Origin of the sequence: Neobacillus bataviensis LMG 21833, assembly GCF_000307875.1 — a bacterium.
Taxonomy (GTDB): Bacteria; Bacillota; Bacilli; order Bacillales; family Cytobacillaceae; genus Neobacillus; species Neobacillus bataviensis.
The window spans coordinates 54931-69271 of sequence record NZ_AJLS01000002.1; the positions used below are offsets into that span (position 1 = coordinate 54931).

Annotated in this window: 15 protein-coding genes; 4 read left to right on the forward strand and 11 right to left on the reverse strand. The window is 37.0% G+C overall.

The genetic code is table 11. From position 1 onward, the window contains the following. Positions 1-85: 85 nt before the first annotated feature. The 6 genes from BABA_RS00260 to BABA_RS00280 form a co-directional block, all read right to left on the reverse strand. A complete protein-coding gene (locus BABA_RS00260; protein ID WP_007083096.1) occupies positions 86-940 on the reverse strand; it encodes a hypothetical protein in 855 nt (284 codons plus the stop codon). 220 nt (positions 941-1160) lie between these two features. Further along, positions 1161-1529: an RNA polymerase sigma factor gene (locus tag BABA_RS25905; protein ID WP_007083097.1), complete on the reverse strand. Its 369-nt coding sequence runs from the start codon at positions 1527-1529 to the stop codon at positions 1161-1163. Between the two features lie 480 nt (positions 1530-2009). Further along, complete coding sequence (locus BABA_RS28440) at positions 2010-2189, reverse strand: hypothetical protein (RefSeq protein ID WP_157273065.1); 180 nt, start codon at positions 2187-2189, stop codon at positions 2010-2012. Between the two features lie 102 nt (positions 2190-2291). After that, positions 2292-2846: an NADPH-dependent FMN reductase gene (locus BABA_RS00270; protein WP_007083098.1), complete on the reverse strand. Its 555-nt coding sequence runs from the start codon at positions 2844-2846 to the stop codon at positions 2292-2294. A 23-nt stretch (positions 2847-2869) separates the two neighbouring features. Beyond that, on the reverse strand, positions 2870-3241 hold the full coding sequence (locus BABA_RS00275) for a winged helix-turn-helix transcriptional regulator (protein ID WP_007083099.1): 372 nt from the start codon (positions 3239-3241) through the stop codon (positions 2870-2872). A 73-nt stretch (positions 3242-3314) separates the two neighbouring features. After that, a complete protein-coding gene (locus BABA_RS00280; RefSeq protein ID WP_007083100.1) occupies positions 3315-4157 on the reverse strand; it encodes a pirin family protein in 843 nt (280 codons plus the stop codon). Positions 4158-4485: 328 nt separating this feature from the next. Here BABA_RS00280 and BABA_RS28445 point away from each other — a divergent pair, with 328 nt between their 5' ends. From BABA_RS28445 to BABA_RS00290, 3 genes are all read left to right on the forward strand, one after another. After that, positions 4486-4635 carry a tyrosine-type recombinase/integrase gene (locus tag BABA_RS28445; protein WP_420805967.1) on the forward strand — a complete coding sequence of 50 codons (150 nt, stop codon included), beginning with the start codon at positions 4486-4488 and terminating at the stop codon, positions 4633-4635. 750 nt (positions 4636-5385) lie between these two features. Further along, complete coding sequence (locus BABA_RS00285; protein ID WP_007083101.1) at positions 5386-6348, forward strand: S8 family peptidase; 963 nt, start codon at positions 5386-5388, stop codon at positions 6346-6348. Then, positions 6345-7148, forward strand: coding sequence for an endonuclease I family protein (locus BABA_RS00290; RefSeq protein ID WP_040344724.1), 804 nt, complete (start codon positions 6345-6347; stop codon positions 7146-7148). The genes BABA_RS00285 and BABA_RS00290 overlap by 4 nt, the downstream gene beginning before the upstream one ends. Before the next feature lie 107 nt (positions 7149-7255). On the opposite strand, the gene BABA_RS27065 is transcribed toward BABA_RS00290, so the two are convergent. After that, the gene (locus BABA_RS27065; protein WP_157273060.1) at positions 7256-7411 is read right to left on the reverse strand and encodes a hypothetical protein; all 156 of its coding nucleotides are present in this window, start codon (positions 7409-7411) and stop codon (positions 7256-7258) included. 12 nt (positions 7412-7423) lie between these two features. After that, positions 7424-8263, reverse strand: coding sequence for a hypothetical protein (locus BABA_RS00295; protein ID WP_007083103.1), 840 nt, complete (start codon positions 8261-8263; stop codon positions 7424-7426). Between the two features lie 1011 nt (positions 8264-9274). On the opposite strand from BABA_RS00295, the gene BABA_RS26255 reads away from it, so the two are divergent. Beyond that, a complete protein-coding gene (locus BABA_RS26255) occupies positions 9275-9382 on the forward strand; it encodes a YjcZ family sporulation protein (RefSeq protein WP_007083105.1) in 108 nt (35 codons plus the stop codon). A 668-nt stretch (positions 9383-10050) separates the two neighbouring features. Here BABA_RS26255 and bla read toward each other — a convergent pair. The 3 genes from bla to BABA_RS00315 all read right to left on the reverse strand — a co-directional run. Continuing rightward, on the reverse strand, positions 10051-10953 hold the full coding sequence (gene bla / locus BABA_RS00305) for a class A beta-lactamase (RefSeq protein ID WP_083865213.1): 903 nt from the start codon (positions 10951-10953) through the stop codon (positions 10051-10053). A 394-nt stretch (positions 10954-11347) separates the two neighbouring features. After that, positions 11348-13384 carry a peptidoglycan D,D-transpeptidase FtsI family protein gene (locus BABA_RS00310; RefSeq protein ID WP_007083107.1) on the reverse strand — a complete coding sequence of 679 codons (2037 nt, stop codon included), beginning with the start codon at positions 13382-13384 and terminating at the stop codon, positions 11348-11350. 118 nt (positions 13385-13502) lie between these two features. Continuing rightward, positions 13503-14341, reverse strand: an 839-nt coding sequence (locus BABA_RS00315) for a penicillin-binding transpeptidase domain-containing protein (RefSeq protein WP_040344726.1), incomplete at its 5' end; no start/stop codon positions are given.

The following is a 14341-nucleotide window of genomic DNA, read 5'->3' on the forward strand; positions in this document are numbered from 1 at the left end:
TATTGTACTTTAACTAAGTATCTTTTATTTAAATCTCTATTTATTCTCTCATTCCCTGTCATTCTTATTAACCTTGGGCTAACGACTAAATACGCAATAATGCGCCATTAGGCTTTGGTAACTCTTGATCTGATATCTGATTCATTTTACAAAAATGTTCAAAAAATTGTTGTGCCAGCTCCCGTTCCTTTGGGTCACTTTTCAGCGAAACTATATCGAGCAAAATTTGAGCCATCCATAAGTTATCAAAATAACGATATTTACCTGTATTCCATGTCATTTTGTGGGGGTATTTTTCATTTACATAATATCCCCAGAAAAGCATCTGATCCGATTCTTGATCTGTAAGTTGGAGTCTGTATTTTGAATGAGCAGGAATATATCCATCTTTACTAAGCTTACCGATAAAATCTTCATTCACCATATAGACACCTAAGATACGTCTGTCTTTTTCAGGCATGCTGGAATCTATTGCTGTTAACAGGACAGCGCTATTTTGATGCAGGCGGATGGGCTTGTTTGGCTTCCCCTTGTTATTACCACTTTTTATTTCGCCTGAAAAGACCTTCCACTCTGAAAAAGAACTATTCTGTTCTTCTGTGTCACACCAAAAAACCATTTGTGATTCGGGATGAAGTTTATGATTTTTCATAAGTTTTTCATGTTCCACGCGAAGTTCCTGGTTTTTTCGTTGTAGTTCTTTTTCCTCTTCCTTCTTGATTTCTTCCTCCTTTCGTTCGACTTCCTTTTTTTGTATAATTTTTTCAAGTGAATTAGCAACAATTTTATCATGCAGTTTTAAGTGCTTTCCAAATACATCCGGGAAAACAAACTTTTTATTTTCCGATGCGAAATGTATTTCAATAACAGAATCATTATGTTTAACTATACTACCCATGCCAAACCGCTTGTGTGTAACTTTCTTATTGATTAGATTCAATATACAAGTCCTCCTTGTAGAATAAAAACTCGGTTACTTTTGAAAGTAAATGGATCATTTTATACAACTAACTTCCTTTAAAGCTCAAACAACTGTTTGATATTTTCTTTGGTTTAAAAAAGGATATTAAAAAAACGCATCCATAATTCTTTCTGCAAAAAATACAGCGGAATACGGAATACGATTTAAAAACAATTGTAAGACTATTATAACATTTTCTTTAAATTATTGCAAATTTATTATTGACAACACATTTTCTTTTGATGTAAAATGAAAGTTTATTTTTTATACTACCTTTATAAAAGAGCCTGTCACAACCCGAATTTTGTCGAATTATAACCGACAAAAAACAAGTAGGAACAGGCACTTTTGAATTTATTTCAACACCAGTTGCGTTTTCATGTTCTAAATCGCGAAAAGTTGGGGATTTAGTTAGATATTTAATAAAAGTGTCTTGCACAGCATCTTCAGCATCATACTGATTACATAGAATAACAAAGCAAATTCTAAATAGCATATTGCCATATATATCAACAATTCGCTCTGAATCCTCTATATCAGTGCCGAACTGATTGTTGCAACACCCCATCAACTCCTTTCACCTATAACACACATGAAAATACCATTTGGTGAATCTTTATATAAAATAAATTTATGAAAATATCTTACCCTAAAATTAATCAACGTTTATACTACAAACCGAATAAAAAATTCCCATTGACTCATATCCGAATCAAAGGGAATATAATGTTCTTATTACATGAATGATCTAAATGACGATTCAAATTGGAAAAGGTTTTAAGTTTTATTGGAAGCCTTCTCACTAAAAAATAATATTAGCTAGCAAAAAGGGTAAACATACGTCAAAGAATTGTTTATAAAAACGGGAATTGCCAAACATCTGCATATCGGAATGTTTAATTATTAACTTGCTGAACTAACGCCCCCCAATGTTTAAGTACAATTCTTCACAAAGTGAAATTAAAAAAAGGCGACTTATATTTTTAATAATTGCCGCCTTTAATTTAATAACAATATTTTTTAAGACTTTGTGCTTGTATTAACACTTTTACAAACTAAAAGGACCGGAACCTAAATATAGAATCATCAACGTCACACCCAAGAGAGACAAGTTCTTATTGAAATGCACACGTTGCATCGCTCTTTGTTGTTTATCTGACAATCCCCAAAAACGGTTGACAACGAGAATTGTTGGAATTAGGAAAATAAACTGAAGAAGTGCTCCAATTTTTGGTTATTTAGAATTAAAATATTTATATTTCACAAACACTTCATGAAAAGAACACGATCAAATCGTGTTCTTACCAAATCGAAATCGAACATTTACGTCTTAATGTGCTTCAGACTTTACAAAATCAATAAAAGCCTCTGCTTTACTATCTAAGAAACTAAGTGTCCCTTCATCCACCAATTGTCCTGCTTGTTCATCAAACTTCTGATGAGCAAAACCAATCAGTACCTCATTTCCTCCTGGAGGAAGTATCTTTGCCTGAATACCAGGAGCTGCTAGAATTTCACGCAAATGCATTTGAGCACGAACGGTTCCGAGCATTCCAGGTGTCGCACCAAGAGCCATGACTGGTTTACCAATGAAAACCTTGTCCACCCTAGAAGCCCAATCTAGAGCGTTCTTTAAAACGCCAGGAATGGACCAATTGTATTCTGGCGTAATGATAATGACCCCATCTGCACTTTCGACTGACTCTTTAAATTCTTTTACTGCCTGCGGTGGGTTGTTTTCCTCATCTTGGTCAAAATGAGGTAGGGAACGAATGTCTGCTATTTCGATGTCTATTTTATTCTTGTAACGGTCTTGCATTGTTTTTGCAAGGTGCATGTTATAAGATTCTTTTCTTAAACTTCCTACGATTGTCACAATCTTCATGATTGATACCCCCAATAATATTGTTAATTATTTTTGTCCTTTTGATTGTCAGTACCTTTACTGAACAGCATTTGTGTTTTTCTTTGAATATGAGCTTCTCCCCAATCATGCATCATTTCTAAAATGGTTTGAAGGGACTTTCCGTATTCTGTCATGGAATACTCCACTTTTGGAGGAACTTGAGGATACACTACCCTTTCGACAATGCCCTCCTGTTCAAGATCTCTAAGGTGAGAAGTCAACACTTTCTGGGTAACACCAGGCATGACATGTTGCAATTCGCTAAACCGCATCGTCCCATAGTGAACCAAATTTAGCATGATAGCAATTTTCCATTTCCCAATAATCATTTCCATCGTGGTTGCTACTCTGCAATGATCGGGTTTATTGTCCATTGTTTTGCCTCCATAAAAGAAAGTTTATTAATTTTTGGGATGGTACTTTTATTTTTTGTCTTTATTCACTAAACTAGTCCAGGAAAGTCCCGTTTCTATAATCAGCGAAGGCTTGAAGAATTTCCTTTTCTGTATTCATAACGAATGGACCTCTTGCTGCTACAGGTTCGCCAATCGGTTCTCCTGCATACAGCATTACATGCATATCTTCTTCAGCTTTTATTTTAATATCACTTATTTCAACCTGATTACCTGAACCAAGCCACAATACCTCACCAGCTTTACCAGATGTATGCTCGGAACCAAAAGTGCCTGAACCTTTTAAAACATATAAGAATCCATTATAGGGCCCTGGGATTTCTGGGGTAATTTCACTTCCTGCTGCCATTTTGAATTCAACCATCGTAACTGGTGTTATATTCAATGTTGGTGCAGTTAAACCATTTATTGAGCCTGAGAATACCTTAGCAGATACACCATTTTCCACTTTTTGTGGCATGGAGTTTTTTTGAAGATCTTGATAACGAGCTGCTGTCATTTTTTGTTTTGCTGGAATGTTGACCCAGAGTTGTAGCAGGTTAACCAGTTCTCCAGGAGCAGCATCTTCAACGTGCTCAACGCCTTTGGCAGCTGTCATCCATTGTGCATCCCCAGGGTGAAGAACACCTGTCCCATGTTTGCTGTCATAATGATTTAGGATACCATCAATCATATACGTTACTGTTTCAATTCCACGGTGAGGGTGGACTCCAAAGACACCGCTTCGCATGTGGTCATGTGCCATTAACAAAAAGGGATCATGTTTTTCCCAGTGTCCTGGTTCGATTACCCAAGCCATTGTATGAATATCACTATTACGTTGGAATTTAGGAGAGTATTTATGACTTATTGTTCTATTGTAAACATGGCTATTCATCATTGATTCCCCCTCTTAACTTGTTTGCGTCGATACAATGTAATGTTTCTCTACGGAACCTATTATCTACCCCAAGTGTCAGAATGTTAAGTAGGCACTTTAATGTGGGGTAGTTTCTTTGAAGAAACTATGGATTACAGAGCTAGTTTTAGCCAATAACCTAATTTCACCATAAAAACCGATTAACTCTACAACAAACCTGCCCCGTTCGCACAATAAGCGATAGCCGTTGTTCTGCTATCGCACCCTATAGTTTAAGTATATTTCATCACAAAGTCTTCTTAAACGTTACAAAAAACGGCACCCACACCGAATGAGTATTCGTCAGATGAGGTACATCATAAAGCGAATATCAAGCCGGGCAGGGATCAACAAAGAAATACATCTACGCCATAGCTATGTCACTCATTTATTGAATAACGGAGCTCCCATTGATGTTATTCAAAGTTTACTAGAACAAAAAAAGCGAGACCACTAGGATTTATACTCGGTTAAGTGGAAGCATTAGAAGAGAATTTTTAATTAAAAAGTTCAAAACTAGATACTTCTTCTTTACAATTTACACAATATCCTTTTCCATTTGTTAATGGAACTGGACAACCACATTCACAATACTTCAATTCTTTTCTATTTGTTTCTAAAGGTAAAAATCTATTACCGCAAAATTTACATTTTGTTAAGTAGCTATTATTTTCTTTATTGCATTTAGAACATTTCAATTTTTTTCTCTTCCTCAAGCAATTTAGGTTTTTCCAAATTCTCCTTCATTCTTAGATTAGCATAACAAACTTTCAACTTTAGTGAAAAGTGTATTTGCGGCTTAATGATATAATAAAAAAACGTCTAATCCCATATGTACCAAGGGTTTAGACATTTTTATAACCAGGTTTCTTTAAGCGTTAATTAGTATTATACGAATTGTATATGTTTATTACGCACTCCCCCTTTTGTACTGTTGTTTTTTTGACGATGGACACAAAAGTACTAAATAAAATGACACAAAACTCTAAAATATTAAGGACTTTTAGGTCATTATATTATCTAGATTCTTTATTCATGTTTACTTTTTCGCTTATATCAGCTTTTTCATGAAATAGAAAGATAGCAATCTCTAAATACTAGAAACAAAAAATCCTTCAAAAGTAGCTATTAAACAGAAGTCGGAATTGTTACACTATTAACAACATCACGGGTCGGCTTCAATTTAATCCTACAGGAGGGAATAAAAATGGAGCGAAAAGTAAGTTTGATTCCGTTTCAAGTAATTGAACTAGTAGAAAAGGTCATTGAAGTTCCCAAAGGGGTAGAAATGATTCAGGCTCCAAGAATTTGGGATCAAACAAAAGGCAAAGGAGTAACAGTTGCCATATTGGATACTGGCTGTGATTGGACTCATCCTGACTTAAAAGAGCAGATTGTCGGCGGAAGAAATTTTACAGAGGATGATAACGGGAACCCTGATGTTTACAAGGATTACAATGGGCATGGTACCCATGTTGCAGGGACAATTGCTGCAATACAAAACAATGACGGTGTTGTAGGTGTAGCCCCTGAAGCAAAACTGCTTATTATCAAGGTGCTTGGCAAAAATGGTTCTGGCCAATACGAATGGATTATTAATGGGCTTAACTATGCAATAGAACAAAAAGCTGATATTATTTCTATGTCTCTTGGCGGTCCAGTGGATGTTCCTGAACTACATGAAGCGATTCAAAAAGCTGTTAATAACAATATTCTTGTGGTCTGTGCAGCAGGAAATGAAGGGGATGGCAATGATACAACGGATGAATTTGCTTATCCGGGGGCTTATAATGAAGTGATTGGTGTAGGCGCCATTGACTTAGAAAGAAATTCTTCAAGGTTTACAAATTCAAATAATGAAGTAGACTTAGTGGCTCCTGGGGAGAAAATTTTATCAACCTATTTAAATGGAAAATATGCTTCATTAAGTGGGACGTCAATGGCGACACCTCATGTTTCCGGAGCAATGGCTCTAATAAAAGTTCTTGCCAATACAGCCTTTGAGCGGAATCTCTCAGAGGCTGAACTTTATGCACAATTAATAAAAAGAACAGTGCCATTAGGAAATTCTCCTAAACTTGAAGGCAATGGATTAATTTATTTAACTGTAACGGAACACTTGTTAGAAATCTTTAATAAGGTATTGATCCCTGAAAAAGTGGAGTTATGATGAATAATCTGGAATTGCTGACAAAAGAACGGGAGAACGCAAAGGCAGCCTATTTGGAATACATCAATAACCACAGCTACTATGAGGAACAAAGGGATTTAGAAATCCAACAAACGTATTATAAAAATATTAAAGTTGAGAGAAACAGTATTCATTATTTATTAGAAAAAACACATATTAATAGGCTGGATTACTCTCCTCATCGTTATGTTTACCAATGGGTAGATCTTCATGAGAATGGGAAATTGAAAAGCTTATATTCCGGGAAAGGAATGGATCCGCTTGCTGTCATTGAGGAAGATATTCGTATTCTTGAAAACACAGCAAGTGGAAACAGAGCTAGTTTACCTGATGAAATTACTCTTAATTGCGAGCATGTGGTACCACAGTCATGGTTTGATAAACAAGAGCCAATGAAGGGAGACTTGCATCATTTATTTTCCTGTGATCCCGAATGTAACAGCAGACGCGGAAACAGGTCTTATTATGATTTTGCTGACTATGTTCCGGAGAACCTTACTTTAGGAGTTAAGGAAGGCTGTGGAAAGGCAGATAAAGGAAAGTTTGAGCCTGAATATGGAAAGGGAATTGTTGCAAGGGCCACTTTTTATTTTTTAACCCGGTACCAGGGAATAGTAAATAACAATCTTGTGAACCTGCAGGTATTACTGAAGTGGCATAAGCAATTTCCAGTGACTCTTTATGAAAAACACCGGAACCTAGCCATCTTTGAATTACAAGGGAACCGGAATCCGTTTATTGACTTTCAGGAAATGGCTGAGAAATTGATATGTGAATAAAAAGTTTTTAGTGCAAAAAAAAGAATTTTTTCGTGATTTTCCATTGCCTGGATTTTCTGAAATGCTTAAATGAGAAAACAGCACATATTTAAGTGCTGTTTTCTCATTTAAGCATTTTGACTTTTTCTTTTTACCGATATACTCACATTACCCTTACGATTGATCAGATGGGCAATCCCATTACCTTTTGTCCCTTTAACAATAGCCCCGTTTCGTTTGATAGTGGAGGAACCAAGGGTGTTTGATTTGACTGTTCTCGCCATAAAAGCCGTCTCCTAATTTCCTGCATTCTTTTTCCTTTTGAATTGTCTTAAAAATCGGTTATTCGTTCCTAATAAGATCATTTTCGATGTGTAAAAGGTAAATTCCTTCAAGTTTTCATTCGTAAATATGTTATCTTTGAGGATAAATACTGCTAGTCCTAATTTCAAATTACCATAATTTCGAACGGTAATGAACTGCTTAATAGGACTATCTCGTAATTCCATTCTGCTGTTGACAGCAGATTCTTGTACCCGAACATTAGGCATATCTAGTGCCGAGTTTATTAATTTAGCTGCACATTCGATATCTGTCGGTGTTTTTAAATAAACTAATTCAATGTCGTTGTCTTTTTTTTCAAAGTACCAAATAAATTCAATTTGGCGTTCAGGAAGACCGAATATTCTTTTGATTTCTGCATGAATACTAATCATGAATATCGTGACTTTTTCGTCGATTACTCTAAGTGAAGATTGTTGATCAAATGCTGTTAATATATCTCCTAACTTGTCCTCTAGATCTAAGTATGAATCGTAATCATCGATCTTACGTAAAAGAAGTGCAGGAGATTTTTTCATAATTACATTTTTAACTATTAAAACAGCATTTACAAAACCCATAAGAAATAAACCGTAAATCAAAATTAAAAGTATAAAATGCAACGCTTGTAATAAGGGGCTTTCTTTTTCAAGGTACTTAAAAAAATCAGCAGTAATAAACTTGGACATATTTTCATGGAGATCTTTCAGTAGTTCGGCGTCATTGGTGATTAAATAAAAGGTAAATAAAGATATAATTAGAAATAAAATGAAACCTGGCACGCCAAATTGTTTAAATCTCTCTTTCCAAGCCAAATAAGCACCGCCTCCTTATTTGCCTTAATTTTACAGAAGTAATAGTCCATTTACAAGCGATTGAAGAGGATTTAGTTATTATTTACCAGGAATAATCGGTCGAGTTCTTTGTAAAGTAGTACAGAATACCTTGGTTCCATTTTTAAGGGTTTTTTCCCTCTCGTTAGAAATGGTAACTTGTATGTCAATTTTCAAAAGATGTTTAATGTAGAATTGAATAATAATAACATCTCCTTTCCCTTGGCTATATTATTTTTCATTTTCCCTAGATAGAACATATTAAATGTAAAAGATTTAACACTGCTATATCAATATATCTGCGATCACCACTTAAACCACGCCGAGTGTATCTCGCAGTTATTTTTAAATTTTTGTTTTTCTTAACAGTATTTTTAAATGTTTTTTTCTTATACCAATTTTTCTGCCGACTTCATTAGGCTTTGGTAGGTCTTAATATAATTTCCCTAGACTTTCTGTCGGATACTCAAAACCAGACATATTACAATAATGTTTTTTCCTCAATAATTCTTCAATGCTTGCAGTCATTTTCTCCATTCATTTCTGTCGTCTGTTATGTCCATACTGCACAATCATGACACCATATCGAAGGTTTCATATCGAATATTCAAACTAATCACTTTCCTTTTCGACGCAATATCAAATAAATTATTATGATTTTTAAATAATGATGTATGCTTGTCCGTTTCAAGGTGAGTCTTTGTAACATTTAATAACATATAAACTTAAAGGAGGTGTTTACATGTTTTATCGCTCCAGACCAATCGTTCGTCCTCCTAAGCACATGGTTCGTAATGAATTTCTTCGCCGTGAAATTCCAATTATCCAACCAATAGTTTTTGAAAATCGCCTAAATGTAGTAGATATACCAAGACACATTATTAAACCTATTAGGAGGAATGTGGTTGTTGAACACAGGCATCCTTTTCGTCACTGGTAGTTTTTGGGATAAGCTAATTTATAAGTTACACTTAATATAGGAGGTGATATACTATGGAATTCGAACACGAACATCGTGAACATCATAATCCTTTTGCTTTAATCGTTGTGCTTTTCATCCTATTAATTATTGTTGGGGCATCTTTTATGATGGGATACTAATAATCTTTTAATAGGATGAATTAAGACCAAAGAGAATTAATATCTCCCCTCCTTTCATTTGAAGCGTCTTAGCGACGCTTCATTTTTTTATCCTTTGGATGACTTACGACAGAAAATGGTTCAAATACGCATTAAGCGTTTTTTCTTGTTCAACTAACATGTCTGTTACATCATGAAAAAGGCTTTAGCCGTGGTTCCAGCATAGCCCCCGTTATTGCAGATATAAACTGGCGTAGGGTTAATCCTTAACGGTTATCGTGATTTCCCTTAGTTCATTTATTGGTGCATAATCCCAAATAATTTTAAAAAAGCTACTGAAACTAACTAAATAGGTTTGGGCTCTCCTTAGGTACCTTATGGGTGCCTTTTTTATTTAAAATAAATTGGTTTTTCTTATTACGCAAAATGTGTCATTGCGAAGTTAATAAACAACTCCATCTCCACTAAACTGACCGATAGCACAAAAAGTAAAAAGCCACCATTATGGCAGTTGGATCTTCAAGTCTTGCACCCGTTCGTTGAAGAAGAGCTTGATTTACAGCCATTGCTTAAATGATGTCCATTTCCATTATTGTATAGAAAAAATAACAGTCATCACATACTAATCTTTCTAATGATTGTGTATGATGACTGATTATAACCCTGTTCACTGATGCAACTTTATCTCTTTACTTCAGAGCATTAAGTGCGACCTTGGCGGCTTCTGCAATAAGCGTATTGTCATATGTGGCATTCTGTGTATCGCGGCTAGATAGGACTGCGATGATAATGGGAGCTCTATTCGACGGCCTAACAATCGCAATGTCATTCCGCGTTCCATAGCTTCCCGCCCCACTCTTGTCAGCGACTTCCCAACCTGTTGGTGCACCAGCACGGATCAATGCATCTCCAGTGGCATTTCCCCGCATCCAATCTGTCAGGATCTTACGTTTTTCAGTAGGGAGCAAGTCGCTGACTGCGAAAGCCTGGAGGCTCGTAGCAAGAGATTTTGGTGTGCTTGTGTCACGTTTATCTCCAGGAATCGCTGAGTTCAAATCAGGCTCGTAGCGATTAACCTCGGTAACCTTATCGCCAATCTGCTTCAGTGCTGTTTCAAATCCCTCAGGGCCACCCAGTTTCTCTAATAAAAGGTTCCCAGCGGTGTTGTCGCTATATCGGACAGCAGCCTCGATAACTTCCCGAAGAGTCATCCCAGTATCTACGTGAAGCTCTGTCACGGGTGAATACGAAACTATGTCCTCGCTGTTGTATGTGACTAACTCCTCGAGTTGATCAATTGAGTAATGCTGCAGCAATGCACCCGCGGCTAGAGCTTTGTAAGTAGATGCGTAAGCGAACCGCTCATTAGGCCGATAGGAAACGGTCTGGTTTGTACCTGTATCGATAGCGTAGACTCCAAGCCGGGCGTCAAATTTGCTCTCGAGTTCTGCAAACTCACGGTGTATATGGGGTGCTGGTGTTTTCGTGACTGCCTTTTCGGGCTTGTCCGAAAGTTTATTGGTGGTCGACCAGCCGCCGAGGGGTACAATTGCAACCACTAGCACAAGCAGGGCATGAATAAAAATTTTCATACTGAAAATATCATGTGTTTTCCTCAAGATCTTAACCTCTTTCTATTAATAATAGATGTCCTGAAAATAGAATAATTGGGTTTAATCATTATGTTTTGATTAAAACCGTCTGCTATTAACCAGCAGATTTTAAAAATTGTGGATTGCTTTCGAATTCAATTCCATTATTTATGCAACGAAAAATTTATTCCGTTTGCAGCCTTTTATCATTGTCAATATCACTTTCATAACCTTTTGCTGCCCCGAAATGCTAGGGGAGAATTTCCTCCTTTCTCCAATTTGATTACATGTGAAATATTAGATTTCACTCAAAATACTACAAGTGTAGTATTAATTACATACGTAATACTACACTTGTAATAAAAAGATGTCAATATCATTTTGTAGTTTGGTGTCATTTTTCATTACGGTCAAAATATGCTCGAAAAACCCGCTGACTAATAATATTGGCTGCACTGTGTGGCTGAGCATAACCATCACGGTATGCATTTGGTACAATAACGGCAATGGCAATCTCGGGATCATTGAATGGAGCATAACCAGCAAAAGAAAGATTCCAAGTCTTCACCCTATTTTTATAGGATTCCGAGGTCCCGGTTTTACCCGCGGCATTGTAGGGTTCGTCTTTAAAATATCCTCTCGCTGTTCCTTTGGAACCATGGGTAACCTGCCAAAAACCTTGTTGAACCCGCTTAAGCATCTCCTCACTCATATCCACCTGATTTAGCACCACTGGTTCGATTTCATCGATTACGTTACCCGTTTCATTGCCATTCATATTGGGTTCACGAATCTCCTTCACTAATTGGGGCTTCATCCGGTATCCTCCATTGGCAATCGTGGTAATATACTGGGCAATTTGCATCGGTGTATAGGTATCTAATTGTCCGATGGCAATTTGAAAGTAGGTGCTTGTATTCGTTCCTTTCATTCCCGCCGTTTCATTATCAAAACCAATACCCGTCGGGATGCCCAAACCAAATTGGTTGAAATAATAGCGAATGGTTTCAATTTTTTTCGGATTGATATTCAATGTGCCATTGGGGACATACTTGCCGCCCATAATTTCAATCGCCGTTTTCCACATATAAACGTTTGATGAACGCTCTAATGCCTCTAATTCGTTAATTCTGTTCATGACTTGGTAAGAGGAAAAGGTTCCCGACCCCTTAAATCGCATGACTTCATCCAGTTCGATTTCCCCAAAATCCCTTACACCTGTTTGATATCCGGTTAATACGGTGGCCCCTTTGACAACGGACCCCTGTTCAAACGCATAAGTGAAGGTTCCTGGTGTAAAATCGGTAAACTCCCGGGTCTTCCTGTTATACACTTTTCCTGACATTGCCAGAATGCGGCCTGTTTTCGGTTCCATTGCTACAACAAAGGCAGTGTCAAGAGTATCCGTATGCGGCTTTTGGATTGCACTGACTAACTCTTCCTGCATAATTTTTTCCACTTGGGCTTGAAACTCCATGTCAATGGTCAGAACAATATCCTTGCCGCTCTTCCCTTCCGATACAGTCTGTGTACTCACCACATTTCCATTTTGATCTGTCACCGTTTTTACTATTTCCTTTTGGCCTTGCAACACGCCATCATAAAGCTCTTCAATATAGCTTTTCCCGACTCGGTCATTCAGTTTGTACCCTTTAGCCCTATAGTAATCTACCTTTTCTGCTGGAAGACCTTCATCTGCACTCGTTACCTCCCCAAGCATATTCCAAAACGTTTCCCCGTAGGTGCGACCCCTCTTCCAATCGGTCGTGACATCCACACCCGGCAGGTTTTCCAGATTTTCATTGACCTTCGCATATTCTTCCTCTGTTACATTTTCATTTTTGATCATCGTCGGGGTTAAAGCGATGGCGGACGAAAGTTTCCGGTAGATGGCCGCCAGGTTTTTGTCCATTTTCTTGAGATTGCCTTCTGTAATACGTTTCAATTTTAATTGATATAAATCCTTGTCATTCAGCTTTTTCTGTTCGTATAATAACTCCTCCTTCTTTGTGATTAAATCCGTTCCATTGTTATGTACCAACAGCCAGATATCTTTCAAATCCCGATCGGTTACTTTATTGATCTCTTTATCAGTCATGATCAGAAAGGTATTTAACTTTTTGGCCAGTTCAAGCAATTCGCCCGGGTGCGGATTTTTTGGCGGTGTATACGTAATCGCCTTTTCCGGAATATTATAGACTACTAACTTATGATTCGTATCATATATTTTTCCACGTGGAACAGAATAGCTGACGGGTGTCACATCTGTTTTTTCCGCCTGAGCCGCATAGGCATCCCCGTTGATAATTTGGATAACGCCAAGGCGGATAATCAGGATAGAAAAAAGAACAAAAACCATGAAAAAGAGACCATTCAGTCTCCATCGGATTGGATTTTTTACTATATTTTCTTTCTGCTTTTTCTGCTTCAAAACACATCAGCCCTTTCATACTGGAAGTTTGTGTACAAGGTCGTAAAAATACTACAATTGTAGTATTTAACCCCAGAAAGTCCCAAAAAGGAAGGGGAATCCTTTCTGGGGTTAATGATTAATATATCTTTTTATGATGCAGGATCTGCTTGGCAATTTCCGCTGCCTTGCTTCCTTGGGCCTGCCCATCCTTATTTTGAATATTAATGGCAAAATAAAAACGATCATCATTTTTTTCGACAATGCCAATAAACCAGCCGTTTACATTCTTTCCATTAATCGTGCCGGTTCCCGTCTTACCATACAACCGCCTATTCTTATGCACATCTATTAAAATTCCCTTTTTTATCGCGTTGATATTTTCCGCTTTAAAATCCCATTGATTTTCTTCTAATTGGTATAATAATTGGACTTGTTCAATGGGTGATATTTTTAAGGAAGATTCCATCCAGTAGCTGTCCAAATTCCCTGAAAGATCCTCATTCCCGTATTTAATCTTGTGAAAATAATCTTGCAGCGGCTTTCTCCCTACCTCACGATCGGTATTTTGGAAATACCAATTCACGGAACGGCTTAAAGCAGTCGCTAAATTTTGATTTTGATTCCATTCTGGAAAAGGATAAATTTCCCCATCCCAAACCTGTTTATTGCTGCTTGGGGAAATCACATTGGATTCCAATGAAAATAAGGCCGAATATATTTTATAGGTGCTATCAGGAGAAATCCTCTGTTCACTCATTTCTCGATTATAAATTTGATATTGGTTTTTAGAGGAATCAAATAAAACAAAGCTGCCCTCATAGCCCTTAAAATAGGCGCTTAGATCTTCATAGACCGCATTCTTCCCGTTAAACTGATACACATCATTTTGGCTGGCAATAACGGAGGTGATGGGAGCAAGGAATAGCACAACCATTCCTAAAACAGCACAGATGACCTTGCTTTTCCATTTCAATA

Bases quoted from the DNA above. Each gene is read 5' to 3' on its own strand.
- BABA_RS00270 (WP_007083098.1), bottom strand. From the start codon at position 2,846: ATGAAGATTGTGACAATCGTAGGAAGTTTAAGAAAAGAATCTTATAAC.
- BABA_RS28445 (WP_420805967.1), top strand. From the start codon at position 4,486: ATGAGGTACATCATAAAGCGAATATCAAGCCGGGCAGGGATCAACAAA.
- BABA_RS00290 (WP_040344724.1), top strand. From the start codon at position 6,345: ATGATGAATAATCTGGAATTGCTGACAAAAGAACGGGAGAACGCAAAG.
- BABA_RS27065 (WP_157273060.1), bottom strand. From the start codon at position 7,411: ATGGCGAGAACAGTCAAATCAAACACCCTTGGTTCCTCCACTATCAAA.
- BABA_RS26255 (WP_007083105.1), top strand. From the start codon at position 9,275: ATGGAATTCGAACACGAACATCGTGAACATCATAATCCTTTTGCTTTA.
- BABA_RS00275 (WP_007083099.1), bottom strand. From the start codon at position 3,241: ATGGACAATAAACCCGATCATTGCAGAGTAGCAACCACGATGGAAATG.
- BABA_RS00280 (WP_007083100.1), bottom strand. From the start codon at position 4,157: ATGAATAGCCATGTTTACAATAGAACAATAAGTCATAAATACTCTCCT.
- bla (WP_083865213.1), bottom strand. From the start codon at position 10,953: ATGAAAATTTTTATTCATGCCCTGCTTGTGCTAGTGGTTGCAATTGTA.
- BABA_RS00285 (WP_007083101.1), top strand. From the start codon at position 5,386: ATGGAGCGAAAAGTAAGTTTGATTCCGTTTCAAGTAATTGAACTAGTA.
- BABA_RS25905 (WP_007083097.1), bottom strand. From the start codon at position 1,529: ATGGGGTGTTGCAACAATCAGTTCGGCACTGATATAGAGGATTCAGAG.